Origin of the sequence: Kribbella hippodromi (assembly GCF_039531045.1) — a bacterium.
GTDB classification, from domain to species: domain Bacteria; phylum Actinomycetota; class Actinomycetes; order Propionibacteriales; family Kribbellaceae; genus Kribbella; species Kribbella hippodromi.
On record NZ_BAAAPH010000004.1, the window covers coordinates 37,712 to 53,320 of the forward strand.

Genomic DNA, 15,609 nt, shown 5'->3' on the forward strand with positions numbered 1-15,609 from the left:
CGGGTGGTTCAGTTCTGCGGTTCGAGCGTGTTCACCATGCTGTCCGCGGCCATCAGCATGTACCGCCAGATCTCCTCGTCCCGCTCCGGGGACAGGGCGATCTCGTCGAGCGCGGCGCGCATGTGGCCGAGCCACCGGTCCCGGGCGCTCGGGGTGACGGCGAACGGCGCGTGCCGCATCCGCAGCCGGGGGTGCCCACGCTGCTCGGAGTACGTCTTGGGGCCGCCCCAGTACTGCTCCAGGAACATCCGGAAGCGCACCTCGGCCGGACCGAGGTCCTCCTCCGGGTACATCGCCCGTAGCTCCGGATCGGCGGCAACACCCCGGTAGAACGCTGCCACCAAGCGGTGGAAGGTATCCGTCCCACCGACGGCGTCGTAGAAGCTCTGCTGGTCACTCATCTCGGACCCAGTCTCTCAAGTGGCCGCAACCTGCTGGAGCAGGGCTGCCCGTTCCACCGCACCCAGCACGCGTTTGGCATGCGTCCGGCCGTCCACGGCGACGATCACCGACTCCGCCTTGGCGTACACGTCCTCCGACTCACCACTGCGATCCACAATCCGTGAACCGAGCGTGTACGACGTAGTACCGACTGACTGAACCCACACATCCACGTCGTACGGCGGATGCCGGAGCAGGATCGGCCGGAGGTAGTCCACGGTCTGATTGACCAGTACGCACGGGTACTGCGCGAAGTAGTCCCCCGTGGTGTCCATCAGCTGACTCAAGAAGGCGATCCGGGCCTCTTGCAGGTAGTCGAAGTACCTGACGTTGTTGACGTGGTCGTACGAGTCGATGTCCGACCAGCGGACCAGCACCTGGTACGTGAACGTCATGCGCCCACCAGCTTGTCCAATGCGGTGCGCTCGACCGGTGTGATCCGGCGCAAGCGGTTCGCGGTGAAGTCGAAGGGGACCAGCTTCGTACGCGCCTCCACGTACGTACGCCGCTCCGGCTCCGCGTCGAGGATCTCGTAGTCCACCGTGAACGACGCGGCCCTGATCTCACTGATCCACAGCTCGATCCGGACCGGTTCCGGCCGGAAGTGCAGCGGCGCGCGGTACTGGACCTCGTGCCGGGCGACCAGCAGACCGGTTTCCAGGTTGTCGGCGCCCAGTTCCTTCGCGGTCCGGAACAGGAAGTCGACGCGGGCGTCCTGGAGATAGTCGACGTACCGGCCGTTGTTCACATGGCCGAGCGCGTCCAGGTCTCCCCAGCGCAGCGGGCAGTGGTAGACGTGGCGGTTTCTCATACCGTTCCCACCCCACGCCCCGAGCTGTGATGATCCACACGGCGATCATCGCATCCTGAGTACTCTGCGGGTGACAGAGCGTGGGTAATGTCATCTTCGGCAGACCAGTCGACGATTGGAGTGGTGGCGTGAGCGGACAGCGGGTGGCGATCGTGACCGGGGCAGCCCGGGGAATCGGCGCGGCCGTCGCGCAGCGCCTCGCCCAGGACGGCAACGCGGTCGCCGTCGTCGACCTCGACGAGAGTGCCTGCGCGGCCACCGTCACCGCGATCACCGAGGCCGGCGGCCGGGCGATCGGCGTCGGCGCGGACGTCAGCAAGGCCGACCAGGTCGCGGCCGCGGTCGAGCGGGTCGCCGCCGAGCTGGGCGCGCCGACGATCCTGGTCAACAACGCCGGCGTGCTCCGCGACAACCTGCTGTTCAAGATGTCCGAGGACGACTGGGACACGGTCATGTCGGTGCATCTGAAGGGCAGCTTCCTGATGTCGAAGGCCTGCCAGGCGCACATGGTCTCGGCGGGGTACGGCCGGATGGTCTTCCTGTCCTCCACCTCCGCGCTGGGCAACCGCGGCCAGGCGAACTACGCCTCCGCGAAGGCCGGCCTGCAGGGGCTGGCGAAGACGCTGGCGATCGAGCTGGGCAAGTTCGGCGTCACCGCGAACGCGATCGCGCCGGGCTTCATCGAGACCGACATGACCGCCGCCACCGCGGCCCGGGTCGGCGTCGACTTCGAGGAGTTCAAGAAGGCGACCGCCGCGAGCATCCCGGTGCAACGGACCGGTACGCCGGCCGACATCGCCGCCGCGGCGTCGTTCTTCTGCAGCGAGGAGGCGGGTTTCGTCTCCGGCCAGGTGCTGTACGTCGCGGGCGGGCCCCGGAACTAGTCCGGAACTAACAGGGAGCGAACCTATGCCGCAGTCCTTCACCGGTGCCGACGAGGTCGTGCACGCGGTCGGCACCCGGCTGGGTGAGACCGAATGGCTGGAGATCACCCAGGAGCAGGTGAACCAGTTCGCCGACGCCACCGGTGACCACCAGTGGATTCACGTCGACGCCGAGCGGGCGAAGCAGGGTCCGTATGGCGGGACGATCGCGCACGGGTACCTGACCTTGAGCCTGATCGCCCGGTTCGGCGACGAGTTGTTCAAGGTCGAAGGGGTCAGCGCGAAGCTGAACTACGGCGTCAACAAGGTGCGCTTCCCGTCCCCGGTCCCGGTCGGTACTCGGGTCCGGGCCGGCGCGTCGATCGCCAACGCCGTCGAGACGCCGGCTGGTGTGCAGGTCTCGCTGCACTGGGTGATCGAGCTGGAGAACTCCACCAAGCCCGCCTGCGTCGCGGAGACGGTCGTCCTGCTGGTGCCCTAGTTAGGGCATCGGGCTGATCAGTACTGCGTGGGTCGCGATGCGCTCGTAGCCGAGCCAGTCGTTGACCGCCAGCATCGGGGTGTTGCCGTCGTAGTTGGCCGTGTACATGCCGCGTACGCCCGCGTCGGCCGCATGCCGGAGCGCGGTGGCCTTGACCAGTTTGGCCAGGCCACGACCGCGGTACTCGGGCATCGTCGATGTCATCTTCGACCAGATCGTCGTGTGGTCACCGATCCCGAGCGTGAAGGCGATCACCTGCTCGTCGTACACGGCGGCGAAGCTCAGGTCGAGCACCGTGTCCGGTGACCGCCAGACGGCGGCCAGCCACTCGTCGTACGGCCGGGAGGTGATCCTCGCGTCACCCGGTTTGGTGCGCTGGGCAACTTGATCGGCCGCGTACAGCTGGTGCGGCTCGACTTCGGTCAGCGGCACGAGCCGTACTTTGCTCGGCGCCTCCGGAGCGGGCTGCGCTTTGCCCGGATCGATGCCCGCGTAATGCACCTGCCTGGTTTGCCGGTAGCCGAACTGCGCGGCCCACTCGACCGAACCCGGCTCGGCGAACACCCGTGCCGACGTCGCACCCGCAGAACGCAGCTCGGCGTGCGTTGCCGTCAGCAACTGGGTCCCGATGCCACGACCGCGGTACTCCGGCCGCACCAGCACCCGTACCTCACCGTCCAGCGGATCGGACCCGGCGATCAGGTTGCTCGTCGCCCAGCCCACCACGCGGCCGTCGTCCACCGCCGCGAACGTCGACCGCCCCGGCGCCACCGGCGCACCCAGCCGACGGCTCAGCACTCCCCGGGTGACCACCAGATAGGGCACCAATTCGTCGTGAAACGCGACCGCCCCGGCCACGTCCCCCGGTCCAGCCGCCCTGATCTCCATCCGAACTCCTTGGGCCTTCCAACAGCGAAGTCCCCCGGAACATAACGCCCTTTCAGGTGCATACCGGAAGGAAACCCGTTACAGCTCCGTCTCAGCCTGACTCTGCCGCGCACCAAGCACCAGCCGCGAACCACTGACGTCGAAGGTCATCCGGTACCGCCCCAGGTACGCCGCGCCCACCAGTCCATCATGGATGATCTCCTGAAACTGCACCCTCGGCGCCGCCTGCGCGGTATCGAGGATCAAACTGTCCGAGCCGGTGTCCACCTCAACGGTGATCTCCCGCCCGCCCGGCAGGACGAGCTGGGTGAACGGGTCCACCGACACAGACTCCCGCCGTATGTCCAACGGAATCTCGGGGCCATCGGCCACAAAACTGTCCCGGGCCTGAACGGTCAACGTCATCGCGTCCGGATCCGTCGTGACCGTATACCCCTCGAAGAACGCCGGTCCGAGAATCCCGGCGAAGCCGTGCGGACCGGTTGCGTCACCGAGATCAGCAACACCCGCGAGGTGCCCGGCGACCGTCAAGTCACCGAGGGCAACCCGCGGTAGCCGGACCAGCGGCGCCTCGATCTCCTGACCGGACATCCGCCGACCGGTGTACGTCTCGCCGGTCGGCGTGAAGTGTTCGGCGATCGACGACGAGAGCACCGTGATCCCGATCCCGGTGTCGACCAGGAAGCGGTACTCGCGGTCACCGATCCTGATCGGTACCCGAACCAGGTGCTGCACCCGGTCGAACCCGACGATCGCCATGCTGCACCTCAGTTGTCCAGGGTGCGGAGGAGGCCGTGTTCGGTTTGGACTCGGTGGTAGCCGAGCCAGTTGTTGATGGCAAGCATTGGGGCGTTCGCGTCGTCGTTGGAGGTGTATGCGGCGGTGATGCCGGCCGCGGCGGCGCGGCGGAGGGCTACCGACTTGACCAGCTTGGCCAGGCCGCGGCCGCGATGTGCCGGGACGGTTCCGGTCATGCCCGACCACATCCGGTCGGTGTCGGTTTCGACGACCGTGAAGGACGCGATCTCGGCACCGGTCATCGCCGCGACGCTCAGCGACTTGTCCATCGCCGGGCTGTTCCAGATCTCCTCCAGCCACTGGTCGTACTCGACCGCGTCCAGTGGTGAGTCACTCGGCTCGTCCAGCGAGGAGATCGCGTCAGCGGTGTACGCGGCCCGCGGGTCGATCTTGTCGAAAGTGACCAACTCGATCCCGCCCGGTGTCTCCGGTTGCGCCGGCAACGAGTCGAGCTCCACTCCGGCGTAGTGCATCTGCCGCGTGCCGTCGTACCCGAGGTTCCGGGCGAACTCCAGACCGTCCGGCTGGACGAAGGTCCGCACCCGGACTGCTCCGACCTCGGTCAGGTGCTGGTGCAGCCGCTCGGCCAGTGCGCTGCCGATGCCACGCTTGCGATGGTCCGGATGCACATAGATCATCAAGTTGCTCTGACCCGGTTCGCTGGTCCAGACGTTCAGCCCGGCCGATCCCCAGCCGATCAGCTCGCCGTCGCGCTCCGCGACCAGCGGCAGGAACCGCTCCCCCGGCGACTGCACGGTGATCAGGTGCCGCGTCGCCGCCGCTGACATCGCCTTGTACGGGTAGACCACCCGCCGGACCGCTGCCACGCCCTCGGCGTCATCACCTGTTGCCAGCCGGATCAGCGCCCCAGTAGTCATGCCCCGGACCCTAGCCAGCCGCCCGCATCCACGCCATGCATTAACAACAGCAATGCGATCGCAACAGCCGCGAGAATCCCACGATTCGGCTGTGTAGCCGACTCGTACTAGAGTGACGCGGTGCTGTCGGACTGATCGCCCCGACCGCCGGAAGTGCCATCGTGGTTGCACGCGACGGGGTCACCGGCGGCGGGGCGTCCGCAGCTCAGCTGTAAGTGACGACCGCGGCCTCGGCGAGCTCCAGCATCCGCTCGCGCAGATCGGCCGGCTCCAGCACCTCCAGGTCCCCCGAGAAACCGAGCAGTACCCCGCACGCGGCCTCGCGGACGCGGAAGTGCATCCGTACGTGCGGCCACTCGTCATCGCTCGGTACGTCGCGAGCCACCTCACCTTTCGCGAGCATCGGCGAGGCAATCCGCCGGATCTGGTCGATCCGCTCCGGGCGGATGCGGACCAGTACGTCGACTCCCACCGGCCGGTGCGTCTCAAGAGCCGACCGCAGTCGCTCCCACTCAGCCCGTACGTCCAGACCGTCCGGCCGATCGGCCTGCTCCTCCAGGAGATCCGCCTGCTCAACCCTGGAGACCCGGTACATCCGTGCTGCTCCGCGGTGCGCCGCCACCAAGTACCAACGACCGGCCTGCTCTACCAGCCCCCACGGATCGACAGTGCGTTGCTGCAGGCCCGCACTGGCCGACGCGTACCTGAGCCGTACCCGCCGCTGCTTCACCACTGCCTGACGCAGCACCGGCAGCGCACCGGTGTCTTCAGCCTCCGCGAACCAGCGCCGCCGGTCCACGACGATCGCACTGGACAGGGCATCCGCATCCCCCTGTAGCTCGACCGGCAGCGTCGCAGCGAGCTTGCCCATCGCAGTGTGCAGTGCGTCCCGCAGTCCGAGCTCCTCCGACAACGCTGCCCGTCCGGACCATGCGAAAAGCGCCTGTGCTTCCCGGGGCGTCAACTCACTCACGTCGGCGCGGTACCCCGGCAGCAGGACACAGCCGCCATTGCGCCCCCGCTCGCTGTACACCGGCACACCGGCTGCTGACAGTGCCTCCATGTCACGTAGCACGGTCCGCGTCGACACCTCCAGCCGCTCGCCCAGCTCCCGGGCACTCAGCCGCTCATGCCGCTGCAGCAGCAGGATGATCTGCAACAACCGGTCCGCTCGCACAACTTCTACAATATGCGACAGAAGATGTCGTATATCGGCTGAGAGGCTGTGGTCATGAACGCAACCGATCCGCGCCCACTGTTCGTCCGCGCCGTCGACCAGGCCGAGCAGCTCGTCGGCACGACCGATCCCGGCCACTTCGACCTGCAAACCCCGTGCGACGAATACGACGTCCGTACGCTGCAGAACCATCTGCTGAGCGTGCTCACCCGCATCGACTTGGCGCTGCGCGGCGGCGACCCGTTGACGATTCCGGTCATCGCCACCGGCGTCGACGACATCCCGGCCAGCTGGAAAGAACGCAGGGCGACCCTCGACAGCACCATCGCGAACGACGCCGTACTGGAGCAGATCTGCACGCTCCCCTGGGGAACACTGCCCGGCGCGGCAGCCATCGCCGGGTACACCGGCGAGCTGACCACTCACGCCTGGGATCTGGCCAAGGCGACTGACCGTCTCGGCGAGCTGGATCAGGAGTTGGCGGCTCAGGTGCTTCCAATGGTGCGCCGGTTCATTCCGGCCGAGGAGCGCGGTGGGCGGGTTCCGTTCGGCCCGGTAGTGCAGGTCGCCGACGACGCGACCCCGTACGACCAACTGGCCGCGTGGCAGGGCCGCCGGCCCTAAGCCATCCAGCCTTAGCCGATGCCGCCTTTGAGGGTGAGGCCGCCGTCGATGGTCATGGTCTGGCCGGTGATCCAGGACGCCTCGTCGGACAGCAGGAACCAGACCAGCGACGCGACGTCCTCCGGCCGCCCCAGCCGACCCAGCGGGTACGTCGCCGCGACCTTGTCCTCACGACCTTCGTACAGCGCCCCGGCGAACTTGGTCTTCACCACCGCCGGGGCCACGGCGTTCACCCGGATCTCCGGCGCCAGCTCGACCGCCAGCTCCTGCGTTACCCGGGAGAGCATCGCCTTCGTCGCGCCGTACCAGCCGATCCCCGGCGACGGCGACAGGCCGGCCACGGATGACAGGTTCACGACGGCCCCGCCGTGCGCACGCATCCACGCGTCGCGGCAGGCCTTCACCCACGCGATCGCGGCCAGCACGTTCGTGTCCACCATCTTGGCCGCGACCGCCTGATCGACGTCGAGCAGCTTCCCGTAGATCGGGTTGATGCCGGCGTTGTTCACCAGCAGATCCACGGACCCGTACGTCGCCACTGCCGCCGCGACCACCTGCGACCGGTGCTCCGGATCGGCCGCCTTCCCGGCGACGGCCAGCGCGTGCTCCCGGCCGCCCAGCGTCTGCACCGCCTGGTCGAGCGTCTCCTGGGTACGGCCGGTGATCACCACGCGGGCACCGTCCCGCACCAGGCGCTGCGCGATCGCCAACCCGATCCCACGGGATGCGCCGGTGACGATCGCCGTCCGGCCTTCGAGGCCCATCAGCTGAGGCGCTCGAGCACGATCGCCATTCCCTGCCCACCGCCGACGCACATGGTCTCGAGACCGAACTGCTTGTCCTCGAACTGCAGCCCGTTCACCAGCGTGGTCATGATCCGCGCGCCGGTCGACCCGAACGGATGCCCGAGCGCGATCGCGCCGCCGTGCACGTTCAGCTTGTCCTCGTCGATCCCGAGCTCGCGCGCCGAACCGATCACCTGCACGGCGAACGCCTCGTTGATCTCGACCAGATCGATGTCGCCGATGCTCATCCCGGCCCGGGCCAGCGCCTGCTTCGACGCCTCCACCGGACCGAGGCCCATGATCTCCGGCGACAGTCCGCTCACGCCGGTCGACACGATCCGGGCCAGCGGAGTCAGGCCGAGCTCGCGGGCCTTGGTGTCGCTCATGATCACGACCGCGGCGGCGCCGTCGTTCAGCGGGCAGCAGTTGCCGGCCGTCACGGTGCCGTCCGGGCGGAACACCGGCTGCAGCTGGCTGACCTTCTCCAGCGTGGTCCCGGCCCGCGGTCCGTCGTCCTTGCTGACCACGGTGCCGTCCGGCAGTGTCACCGGCGTGATCTCGCGCTCGAAGAACCCGTTGTTGATCGCCTTCTCGGCCAGGTTCTGCGAGCGGACGCCGAAGACGTCCTGGTCCGCGCGGCTGATGCCACGCAGCGTCGCCACGTTCTCCGCGGTCTGGCCCATCGAGATGTAGATGTCCGGGACTTGCCCGTCCGCCCGCGGATCGTGCCAGGTGTCGTTCGTCTCGGCGTACTTCTCGGTCCGCGCGACCGCGTCGGTGAAGACCGGGTTGAACGAGCTCGGATCGCCGACCCCGGCGGAGCCGAAGTTCTTGTACCGGGACACGCACTCGACGCCGGCGCTGACGAAGATGTCGCCCTCCCCCGCCTTGATCGCGTGGTACGCCATCCGCGCGGTCTGCGTCGACGACGCGCAGAACCGGTTCACCGTGGTCGCGGGCGTGTTGTCCCAGCCGAGCTGTACCGCGACCCGACGCGCCATGTTCCCACCGTGCTCGTCGTGCGGCTCCGCACAGCCGAGCGCCAGATCCTCGATCTGGTCCCCGGTCAGGCCCACCTTCCCGACGGCCGCCTGGATCATCTGGACGGCCAGGTCGTCCGGCCGGATCGTGGTCAGCGAACCCTTGTACGCGCGACCGATCGGCGACCGGGCCGTGGACACGATGACTGCTTCAGGCATCTCGATTCCCTTTCAGCGCCCTTGTCACAGGCCTTGTCACAGGCCCAGGTCGCGGCCGATGAGTTCCTTCATGATTTCGTTCGATCCGGCCCAGATCTTCGTCACCCGGGCATCCCGCCAGGCGCGCGCGACCCGGTACTCGTTCATGTAGCCGTACCCGCCGTGGAGCTGCACGCACGCGTCCAGGATCTCGTTCTGCACGCTGGCGCTCCACCACTTGACCTTCGCCGCGTCCACCGCCGACAGCCGGTCCTCGTCGTGCGCGACGATCGCGTTGTCCACGTACGCCTGGGTGACCTCGGCCTTGGTGACCAGCTCGGCGACCAGGAACTTGTTGTACTGGAAGGAGCCGACCGGCTGCCCGAACGCCTTCCGCTCCTTCACGTACTCGATCGTCTCGGCCAGGATCTGGGTGGCCTGCGCGATGTTCGACACCGCGGCGCCGACGCGCTCCTGCGCGAGCCGCTCCATCATGTGGATGAAGCCGCGGTCGACCGTACCGAGCACGTTGTCCTCGGCAACGAAGACGTCCTCGAAGAACAGCTCCGACGTACCCGACTCGGTCTGGCCGACCTTGTCCAGCTTCCGGCCGCGGGCGAAGCCGTCCATGCCCTCCTCGACCACGAACAGGGTGATGCCCTTCGCGCCCTTCGACGAGTCGGTGCGGGCCGCCACGATGACCAGATCGGCCATGTCGCCGTTGGTGATGAAGGTCTTCGACCCGTTCAGCACCCAGCCGCCGTCGGTCTTCTTCGCGCTGGTCTTCAGCGCGGCCAGGTCGGAACCGCCGGACGGCTCGGTCATCCCGATCGCGGCGACGTACTCACCCGAACAGAACTTCGGCAGCCAGCGCTGCTTCTGCTCCTCGGTGCCGAGATCCACCAGGTACGGCGCGGCGCAGTCGTAGTGGATGCCGAAGCAGCTCGACAGCGACGCGGACACCTTCGACAGCTCTTCCGCGAAGACCGCGTTGAACCGGTAGTCGCCGACGCTCGAACCGCCGTACTCCTCCGGCACGTCCAGCCCGAGGAAACCCTGCTTCCCGGCCTCCAGCCAGACCGCGCGATCGAGGGTCTTCTCCTCGAGGAACTGCTCCATCCGCGGCACCAGCGAGCGGTCGCAGTACTCCTTCGCACTGGCCCGGAAGGCGTGATGGTCCTCGTTGAAGATGACGCGCTCCATGGGGCCTCCCCGAGATTTGAGACTGATCGCTAAGCGCTTGCTTAGCTTCACGCGTTTGGTGCAGGGTGTCAACGTGTCCGCAGTCACCGACCCACTTGTCTGGGAGCACGTCCAGCCGGCCGCCGCCCGCCGGCTGCTGACCGGCGCCATCGACGCATTCGCCGAGCGCGGGTACCAGGCCACGACCACCCGCGACATCGCTGCCCGCGCCGGCATGAGCCCCGCCGCGCTGTACGTGCACTACCCGTCGAAGGAACGCCTGCTCTTCGAGATCAGCCTTTACGGCCACAACGCGGCACTGGAGGTGCTCCGGTCCGCTGCGTCGCCCGACCGGGAAACGCCCTCAGAGCGGCTGCGGTCGCTGGTCGCAGCGTTCACCGCCTGGCATGCGCGGCATCACACGATCGCGCGCGTGGTCCAGTACGAGCTCGCGGCGCTCTCCCCCGAACACCTGGCCGAGGTCGCCACGATCCGCCGCGCCATCTCGTCCCAGATCGAGCAGGTACTGGCCGATGGAGTCGCCGACGGTTCGTTCACCGTCACGGACCTTCCGGGTACGACGCTCGCCGTACTGTCCATGTCGATCGACGTAGCGCGCTGGTACACGCCACACCGCGGCGACCCGGAAGCACTCGGCGCCCTGTACGCGGACCTGGCGCACCGAATGGTCCAGGCATAGCGAAGACCCCGCACCAGTTGGCGCGGGGTCTTTCGAAGTGCTGCGATCAGGCCTGCAGTGCGGCCTGTACGTCGAGGTGGATGTCCACCTTGTCGCCGATCAGCAGCTTGCCACCCTCGAGCGGCACGTTGAAGTCGATGCCCCAGTCCTTGCGGCTGATCGACGCGGAGGCCTCGAAACCGATGATGGTCTGGCCGTACGCGTTCTGGTCGACACCGAGGAACTCGAAGGCCAGCTCGATCGGCTTGCTGACGTCCTTGATGGTCAGCTCGCCGGCCAGCACGTAGTCGTCGCCCTCGGCCTTGATGCCGGTGCTGACGAAGGTCATCTTCGGGCTGTTCTCGGCGTCGAAGAAGTCGCCGGAGCGCAGGTGCCCGTCGCGCTGCTCGTTCCGGGTGTGCACGGAGCCGAGCTCGATCGAGACGCTGGTGGTGGAGTCCTCGATGGTGTCCTTGACGACGATCTCGCCGCCGAACTCCTGGAAGGTGCCGCGGACCTTGGTCATCAGGTGCCGGACCGTGAAGCCGATCTCGGTGTGCGCGGTGTCGAGGGCGTAGGTGCCGGCGGTCAGGCCCGGAATGGTGCTGGTCGGGGTGCCGGTGGTGGTGTCGCTCATGAGGTCCTCTCGGGAAGGGTCGGTACTGGTCGGGGGCGACGCAGCCGCTATAGTTCAACATTCAACCGATGGCTACGACAGTAGGGTCCAACGGTTTAAAAGTCAACTACATTCCCGGTACACTGTTCCCGTGACGATCGATACTGGGACTCGGTGGCTGAACGCCGAACAGCAGGTGGCGTGGCGTGCGTACCTGCTCGGAACCGCACGCCTGATGGCCAAGCTGGACGACGACCTGCGCCGGTTCGGCATCGGTATCAACGACTACGAGATCCTCGTCCGGCTGTCCGAGTCGCCCGAGCGACGGCTCCGGATGGCCGACCTGGCCGACCGGCTGCACCAGAGCCGGTCCCGGCTGACCCACACCGTCGGCCGCCTCGAGACCGCCGAGCTGGTTCGCCGGACGTCGTGCACGAGCGACAAGCGCGGTGTCTGGGCCGAGCTGACCGACGCTGGGTTCGCTCTGCTCGAGCAGGCCGCGCCGTACCACGTCGAGGGCGTCCGGGAGAACCTGGTCGACCTGGCCGGCACCGAGGACTTCGCCGCGGTCGGGCGCGTGTTCGACGCGGTCGCGGAGCACATCGGCCAGCGCTGACCCTACTTCTGCACCGGCGCCGGCTTCTGCGCGGGCGCCGGGGTGATCTCCAGCGACAGCTCGTCCCGGTTGGCGCCGCGGTAGGCCATCATCGAGGCCTGCATCCGCCGCTTCAGCGGCGGAAGGTGGTTGACCGCGCGCATCCCCGTACGCATCACCGCCAGCGCGATGCGGCCGATCACGGGTTTGTGGATGGGATCGTCGGACGTCATCTGAGCGCGTGACTTGAGCACCGCGTCGAAGCCGTACTCGATCATCTTCGCCTCGTACGCGTTCACGGCCGGGATCAGTTCGCGCTGACCGTCGCGGACGTCGATCAGCGCCCGGCACAGGTTCACGGCGTCGCGAAGCGCAGTGTTCGCACCGACGCCGCGGCCTGGCGTCATGGTGTGAATCGCGTCACCGATCAGCGTGACGTTCGTCGTCGGCCAGGGATCGATCGGCGCCGAGGTCCAGATGTTCACCGGGAAACAGGTGCCCGGATCGGTCAGCTCGAACAGCCGGCGAAGGTCCGGATGCCAGTCCGGCGTCAGGTCCAGCGTGAGCTTCATCAGCTCCTCGCCGCGCAGCTGCATGACGTTCGCGGGGAACTTGTCCCTGGTCGCCGACACCCCCCAGTTGATGTAGTCGCGGGTGTTGTCGAACTGCAGTCCGGGCCAGCGCCGGATCAGCTCCTCGGTGTTGCCGCCGATCCCCTGCTTCACCTGGCCGTCGCGGTCCCACTGGAACTCCATCACGTGCAGGATGCAGAACAGGCCGCGCGGCGCGTTGATCATCGAGATGCCCTCGAACACCTTCGGCGGCACCAGTTTCGCGCTCTCCGCGGTGATCGGCAGCTTGCCGGCGATCGCGATGATCCCGGTCTCCTCGATGTCCGCGTGCGGCAGATATTGGCGGCGTACGCGGGAATGCGCACCGTCCGCGGCGACCAGGAGATCGCCCGTGGCCTGCGTACCGTCCGCGAAGTAGGCGGTCACCCGCTCGCCGTGCTGCTCGAAGCGGGTGAACTCCTTGCCGAACTCGACGACATCTTCCAGGCCGGTCAGGAGTACCTGCCGAAGCGTCATCCGGCTGATCGACTTCTCGCTCTCGACCGGGTCCGTCGACGGCTCGACCCGCATCGACAGCACCTCTTTGAAGTTCTCGGTGAGCATGTTGAAGTACTTCGGGTCGCGGGCCTTCGTGGCCACGAACGTGTCGTACAGCTCCTTCGGCAGCAGCGCGTGCAGGGCCCGGCTGCCATCCGGATCGATACCGACCCGATAGCCGTGCAGCCCTTCGGTGCGGAGCGCGTCCCGCTCGTACACCGCCACCTCGATGCCGGCCCGCTTCAGGCCGTGCGCCAGCGCGAGGCCTCCGGTCCCGCCGCCGATCACCAGCACCTTCATCGCCATCTCCATTTGTCTCGGTTTGCCAAGTATCTTGTCTTTTCGAGTATCTTGGAGATCCGAGATAAAAGCAAGCCCTATGCTGAGGTGGCCATGACCAGTAGCCGAGAAGCGCTCGCCGCCGAGATCCAGGAGCAGATGGTCCGGGTCATCGCCGAGCTCGTGCTGTACAACCACGCGGTGTCCGCGAAGGTGGGCCTGGGCGCCAGCGATTCGCAGTTCATGACGCTGCTGCGCGCGTACGGACCGCTGACGCCGCGGCAGCTGGCCGACCACACCGGGCTCACCTCCGGCACCATCACCGGCGTCATCGACCGGCTCGAGGCGCACGGATTCGTCACCCGCGAAGCCGACCCGACCGACCGTCGCAAGGTCGTCGTGACACCGGCGCTGGAGAAGATCCAGGAGACGATGGTCCCGCTGTACGCCGAGCAGGGCGAGCGATTCCAGCAAGTGCTGGCGTCCCGGAGTGATGACGAGCTCCGCGTGATCCTGCGGTTCCTGTCGGACGCGGTCGACAACTCTGCAGACCTGGGCTAAATCCATTGAGCCGCTCGCCGCGGTCCGGAACGCTGGCGGCGTGACTGAACTTCATCAAGACGGGCGCGCCGGGATCGACGCGGCGCTCGTCCGGCGACTGATCGCGCAGCAGTTCCCGCAGTGGGCCGAGTTGCCGGTGACTCCGGTCAAGGTCGACGGCTGGGACAACCGGACGTACCGGCTGGGCTCCGAGCTGACCGCCCGGCTACCCACGCATGCGAGCTACGTGGCGGCTGTCGACAAGGAGCATCAGTGGCTTCCTGTGCTTGCACCGCAGTTGCCGGTTGCCATCCCGACCGCGGTCGCGAAGGGATCACCCGGCGAGGGTTACCCGCATCCGTGGGCGATTCGCCGCTGGATCGACGGCCGGACCGCCGCACCCGAGACGGTGACCGACTTGTCCGGGTTTGCCCGTGCGGTCGCGGAGTTCATCCTCGCGCTGCAGCGCGTCGACGCCACCGGCGGACCGCTCGCCGGCGACCACAGCTTCCACCGCGGCGCGCCTCCGGAGTACTACCACGACGAGACCATGGCGGCGCTCACGGCGCTGAAGGGACGGATCGACGCGGACCTTGCGCTGGAGGTCTGGACGGCGGCGCTCGCGTCCCCGTGGGATCGGCCGGCGGTGTGGTTCCACGGCGACATCGCGAGCGGGAACCTGCTCGTCCAGGACGGGCGCTTGGCCGCGGTCATCGACTTCGGTACGTCCGGCGTCGGCGATCCCGCTTGTGACTTGGTGATCGCCTACGGGTTCTTTTCCGGTACGTCCCGCGAGGTGTTCCGCGAAGCAGTCGGCCAGGACGACGCGATGTGGGCCCGCGCTCGTGGCTGGGCGCTGTGGAAAGCACTCATCACCGAGAACCTCCCGATGATCGAAACCGTCCTGGCCGATCACGTCAGACAAACGCGGTAACACCTTCGTACTCGGCAACAGGCGCGGCACCGACGGTCTCGTACTCGAGCAGCAGGAGACCGCTCGGCGTCGCCGCCTGCTCGGTCAGCCGCAGACCTGCCGCGTCGCCGGGATGCTCGAACAAGCGCCGTCCGGTACCGATGACCGTTGGCGCGACCACCAGTCGGACGACATCGACAAGGCCTGCCCTCAGGAGGGCATTGCCGAGTCTCGCGCTGCCGTGGATTTGCAGCTCGCCGCCAGCTTTCTTCTTCAGTTCTCCGACGCTTGCCAGATCCTTGAGGATGGTTGTCGGACGCCAGTTCGCTTCGGTGAGCGTGGTACTCACGACGTACTTGGGCAACGTGTTCATTCGTACGGTGAACGGGTCACCCGGGTCCGTGATCTGCGGCCAGTCGCGGGCGAAGGCTTCGTACGTACGCCGCCCGAGAACGAGACCGTCCGCGCGGGCGAGCCAGTCGACTGTTTGCTTCACGAACGCCTCGTCGAAGTACGGCACCAACCAGCCGCCACGGGTGAACCCGTCGCTGGTGTCCTCGGTCGCCGAACCCGGGCCCTGACTCACCCCATCGAGCGTGACAAACTCGCTCAGCACGAGCTTCATCCGACTTCCCCTCCCCTCTCCCCTTCCCGGACCCAGCCGCGGTCCCGGTCCCGGCCGCGGTCGTGGTCCCGGTCGTGGTCCCGGTCGTGGTCCCGGTCGTGGTCCCGGTCGTGGTCCCGGTCGTGG

Annotated in this window: 20 protein-coding genes; 7 read left to right on the top strand and 13 right to left on the bottom strand. The window is 67.5% G+C overall.

Features of this window, described 5'->3' with window-relative positions; translation table 11 throughout:
* Positions 1 to 8: 8 nt before the first annotated feature.
* Genes ABD260_RS07080 through ABD260_RS07090 form a run of 3 tightly spaced genes read right to left on the bottom strand, consistent with a single transcriptional unit; the run spans position 9 to position 1,252 of the window.
* On the bottom strand, positions 9 to 401 hold the full coding sequence (locus ABD260_RS07080) for a globin (RefSeq protein ID WP_344232544.1): 393 nt from the start codon (positions 399 to 401) through the stop codon (positions 9 to 11).
* A 15-nt stretch (positions 402 to 416) separates the two neighbouring features.
* Positions 417 to 836 (bottom strand): acyl-CoA thioesterase, encoded by a 420-nt coding sequence (locus ABD260_RS07085; protein WP_344232545.1) that lies wholly within the window; start codon positions 834 to 836, stop codon positions 417 to 419.
* Positions 833 to 1,252, bottom strand: a complete 420-nt coding sequence (locus tag ABD260_RS07090) for an acyl-CoA thioesterase (RefSeq protein ID WP_344232546.1) — start codon at positions 1,250 to 1,252, stop codon at positions 833 to 835. Before ABD260_RS07090 ends, ABD260_RS07085 begins: the two co-directional genes overlap by 4 nt.
* A 128-nt stretch (positions 1,253 to 1,380) precedes the next feature.
* On the opposite strand from ABD260_RS07090, the gene ABD260_RS07095 reads away from it, so the two are divergent.
* Entirely contained in the window at positions 1,381 to 2,136 is a 756-nt protein-coding gene (locus ABD260_RS07095; protein ID WP_344232547.1) for an SDR family oxidoreductase, read from the top strand.
* Between the two features lie 25 nt (positions 2,137 to 2,161).
* Entirely contained in the window at positions 2,162 to 2,617 is a 456-nt protein-coding gene (locus tag ABD260_RS07100) for a MaoC family dehydratase (protein WP_344232548.1), read from the top strand.
* Here ABD260_RS07100 and ABD260_RS07105 read toward each other — a convergent pair whose 3' ends face one another.
* From ABD260_RS07105 to ABD260_RS07120, 4 genes are all read right to left on the bottom strand, one after another.
* A complete protein-coding gene (locus ABD260_RS07105; protein WP_344232549.1) occupies positions 2,618 to 3,505 on the bottom strand; it encodes a GNAT family N-acetyltransferase in 888 nt (295 codons plus the stop codon).
* Positions 3,506 to 3,583: 78 nt separating this feature from the next.
* Entirely contained in the window at positions 3,584 to 4,264 is a 681-nt protein-coding gene (locus ABD260_RS07110) for a retropepsin-like aspartic protease (protein WP_344232550.1), read from the bottom strand.
* An 8-nt stretch (positions 4,265 to 4,272) separates the two neighbouring features.
* Positions 4,273 to 5,181, bottom strand: a complete 909-nt coding sequence (locus ABD260_RS07115) for a GNAT family N-acetyltransferase (RefSeq protein ID WP_344232551.1) — start codon at positions 5,179 to 5,181, stop codon at positions 4,273 to 4,275.
* 205 nt (positions 5,182 to 5,386) lie between these two features.
* Positions 5,387 to 6,358 (bottom strand): helix-turn-helix transcriptional regulator, encoded by a 972-nt coding sequence (locus tag ABD260_RS07120; RefSeq protein WP_344232552.1) that lies wholly within the window; start codon positions 6,356 to 6,358, stop codon positions 5,387 to 5,389.
* A gap of 54 nt (positions 6,359 to 6,412) precedes the next feature.
* Here ABD260_RS07120 and ABD260_RS07125 point away from each other — a divergent pair, with 54 nt between their 5' ends.
* Positions 6,413 to 6,982 (top strand): TIGR03086 family metal-binding protein, encoded by a 570-nt coding sequence (locus ABD260_RS07125; RefSeq protein ID WP_344232553.1) that lies wholly within the window; start codon positions 6,413 to 6,415, stop codon positions 6,980 to 6,982.
* An 11-nt stretch (positions 6,983 to 6,993) separates the two neighbouring features.
* On the opposite strand, the gene ABD260_RS07130 is transcribed toward ABD260_RS07125, so the two are convergent.
* The 3 genes from ABD260_RS07130 to ABD260_RS07140 are packed head-to-tail and all read right to left on the bottom strand — an operon-like array spanning position 6,994 to position 10,148.
* Entirely contained in the window at positions 6,994 to 7,746 is a 753-nt protein-coding gene (locus ABD260_RS07130) for an SDR family oxidoreductase (protein WP_344232554.1), read from the bottom strand.
* Positions 7,746 to 8,966: an acetyl-CoA C-acetyltransferase gene (locus ABD260_RS07135; RefSeq protein WP_344232555.1), complete on the bottom strand. Its 1,221-nt coding sequence runs from the start codon at positions 8,964 to 8,966 to the stop codon at positions 7,746 to 7,748. The genes ABD260_RS07130 and ABD260_RS07135 overlap by 1 nt, the downstream gene beginning before the upstream one ends.
* 36 nt (positions 8,967 to 9,002) lie before the next feature.
* The gene (locus tag ABD260_RS07140; protein ID WP_344232556.1) at positions 9,003 to 10,148 is read right to left on the bottom strand and encodes an acyl-CoA dehydrogenase family protein; all 1,146 of its coding nucleotides are present in this window, start codon (positions 10,146 to 10,148) and stop codon (positions 9,003 to 9,005) included.
* 73 nt (positions 10,149 to 10,221) lie between these two features.
* Between ABD260_RS07140 and ABD260_RS07145 the strand changes: the two genes are divergently transcribed.
* On the top strand, positions 10,222 to 10,827 hold the full coding sequence (locus tag ABD260_RS07145) for a TetR/AcrR family transcriptional regulator (protein WP_344232557.1): 606 nt from the start codon (positions 10,222 to 10,224) through the stop codon (positions 10,825 to 10,827).
* Between the two features lie 46 nt (positions 10,828 to 10,873).
* Here the strand turns inward: ABD260_RS07145 and ABD260_RS07150 are convergent, their stop codons facing one another.
* A complete protein-coding gene (locus tag ABD260_RS07150) occupies positions 10,874 to 11,443 on the bottom strand; it encodes a YceI family protein (protein ID WP_344232558.1) in 570 nt (189 codons plus the stop codon).
* 136 nt (positions 11,444 to 11,579) lie between these two features.
* Here ABD260_RS07150 and ABD260_RS07155 point away from each other — a divergent pair, with 136 nt between their 5' ends.
* Positions 11,580 to 12,038 carry a MarR family winged helix-turn-helix transcriptional regulator gene (locus tag ABD260_RS07155; RefSeq protein WP_344232893.1) on the top strand — a complete coding sequence of 153 codons (459 nt, stop codon included), beginning with the start codon at positions 11,580 to 11,582 and terminating at the stop codon, positions 12,036 to 12,038.
* Positions 12,039 to 12,040: 2 nt separating this feature from the next.
* Here ABD260_RS07155 and ABD260_RS07160 read toward each other — a convergent pair whose 3' ends face one another.
* A complete protein-coding gene (locus ABD260_RS07160) occupies positions 12,041 to 13,426 on the bottom strand; it encodes an FAD-dependent oxidoreductase (protein WP_344232560.1) in 1,386 nt (461 codons plus the stop codon).
* 93 nt (positions 13,427 to 13,519) lie between these two features.
* Here ABD260_RS07160 and ABD260_RS07165 point away from each other — a divergent pair, with 93 nt between their 5' ends.
* A complete protein-coding gene (locus ABD260_RS07165; protein ID WP_344232561.1) occupies positions 13,520 to 13,966 on the top strand; it encodes a MarR family winged helix-turn-helix transcriptional regulator in 447 nt (148 codons plus the stop codon).
* 40 nt (positions 13,967 to 14,006) lie between these two features.
* The gene (locus tag ABD260_RS07170) at positions 14,007 to 14,879 is read left to right on the top strand and encodes an aminoglycoside phosphotransferase family protein (protein ID WP_344232562.1); all 873 of its coding nucleotides are present in this window, start codon (positions 14,007 to 14,009) and stop codon (positions 14,877 to 14,879) included.
* Here the strand turns inward: ABD260_RS07170 and ABD260_RS07175 are convergent.
* On the bottom strand, positions 14,863 to 15,483 hold the full coding sequence (locus tag ABD260_RS07175; protein ID WP_344232563.1) for a dihydrofolate reductase family protein: 621 nt from the start codon (positions 15,481 to 15,483) through the stop codon (positions 14,863 to 14,865). The two genes, ABD260_RS07170 and ABD260_RS07175, sit on opposite strands and share 17 nt — an antisense overlap.
* Positions 15,484 to 15,609 lie beyond the last annotated feature (126 nt).

Excerpts from the sequence above, each read along its gene's own strand:
- ABD260_RS07135 (WP_344232555.1), bottom strand. The coding sequence starts at position 8,966 with ATGCCTGAAGCAGTCATCGTGTCCACGGCCCGGTCGCCGATCGGTCGC.
- ABD260_RS07090 (WP_344232546.1), bottom strand. The coding sequence starts at position 1,252 with ATGAGAAACCGCCACGTCTACCACTGCCCGCTGCGCTGGGGAGACCTG.
- ABD260_RS07110 (WP_344232550.1), bottom strand. The coding sequence starts at position 4,264 with ATGGCGATCGTCGGGTTCGACCGGGTGCAGCACCTGGTTCGGGTACCG.
- ABD260_RS07140 (WP_344232556.1), bottom strand. The coding sequence starts at position 10,148 with ATGGAGCGCGTCATCTTCAACGAGGACCATCACGCCTTCCGGGCCAGT.
- ABD260_RS07175 (WP_344232563.1), bottom strand. The coding sequence starts at position 15,483 with ATGAAGCTCGTGCTGAGCGAGTTTGTCACGCTCGATGGGGTGAGTCAG.
- ABD260_RS07150 (WP_344232558.1), bottom strand. The coding sequence starts at position 11,443 with ATGAGCGACACCACCACCGGCACCCCGACCAGCACCATTCCGGGCCTG.
- ABD260_RS07105 (WP_344232549.1), bottom strand. The coding sequence starts at position 3,505 with ATGGAGATCAGGGCGGCTGGACCGGGGGACGTGGCCGGGGCGGTCGCG.
- ABD260_RS07160 (WP_344232560.1), bottom strand. The coding sequence starts at position 13,426 with ATGAAGGTGCTGGTGATCGGCGGCGGGACCGGAGGCCTCGCGCTGGCG.
- ABD260_RS07115 (WP_344232551.1), bottom strand. The coding sequence starts at position 5,181 with ATGACTACTGGGGCGCTGATCCGGCTGGCAACAGGTGATGACGCCGAG.
- ABD260_RS07165 (WP_344232561.1), top strand. The coding sequence starts at position 13,520 with ATGACCAGTAGCCGAGAAGCGCTCGCCGCCGAGATCCAGGAGCAGATG.
- ABD260_RS07100 (WP_344232548.1), top strand. The coding sequence starts at position 2,162 with ATGCCGCAGTCCTTCACCGGTGCCGACGAGGTCGTGCACGCGGTCGGC.
- ABD260_RS07130 (WP_344232554.1), bottom strand. The coding sequence starts at position 7,746 with ATGGGCCTCGAAGGCCGGACGGCGATCGTCACCGGCGCATCCCGTGGG.
- ABD260_RS07125 (WP_344232553.1), top strand. The coding sequence starts at position 6,413 with ATGAACGCAACCGATCCGCGCCCACTGTTCGTCCGCGCCGTCGACCAG.
- ABD260_RS07085 (WP_344232545.1), bottom strand. The coding sequence starts at position 836 with ATGACGTTCACGTACCAGGTGCTGGTCCGCTGGTCGGACATCGACTCG.
- ABD260_RS07080 (WP_344232544.1), bottom strand. The coding sequence starts at position 401 with ATGAGTGACCAGCAGAGCTTCTACGACGCCGTCGGTGGGACGGATACC.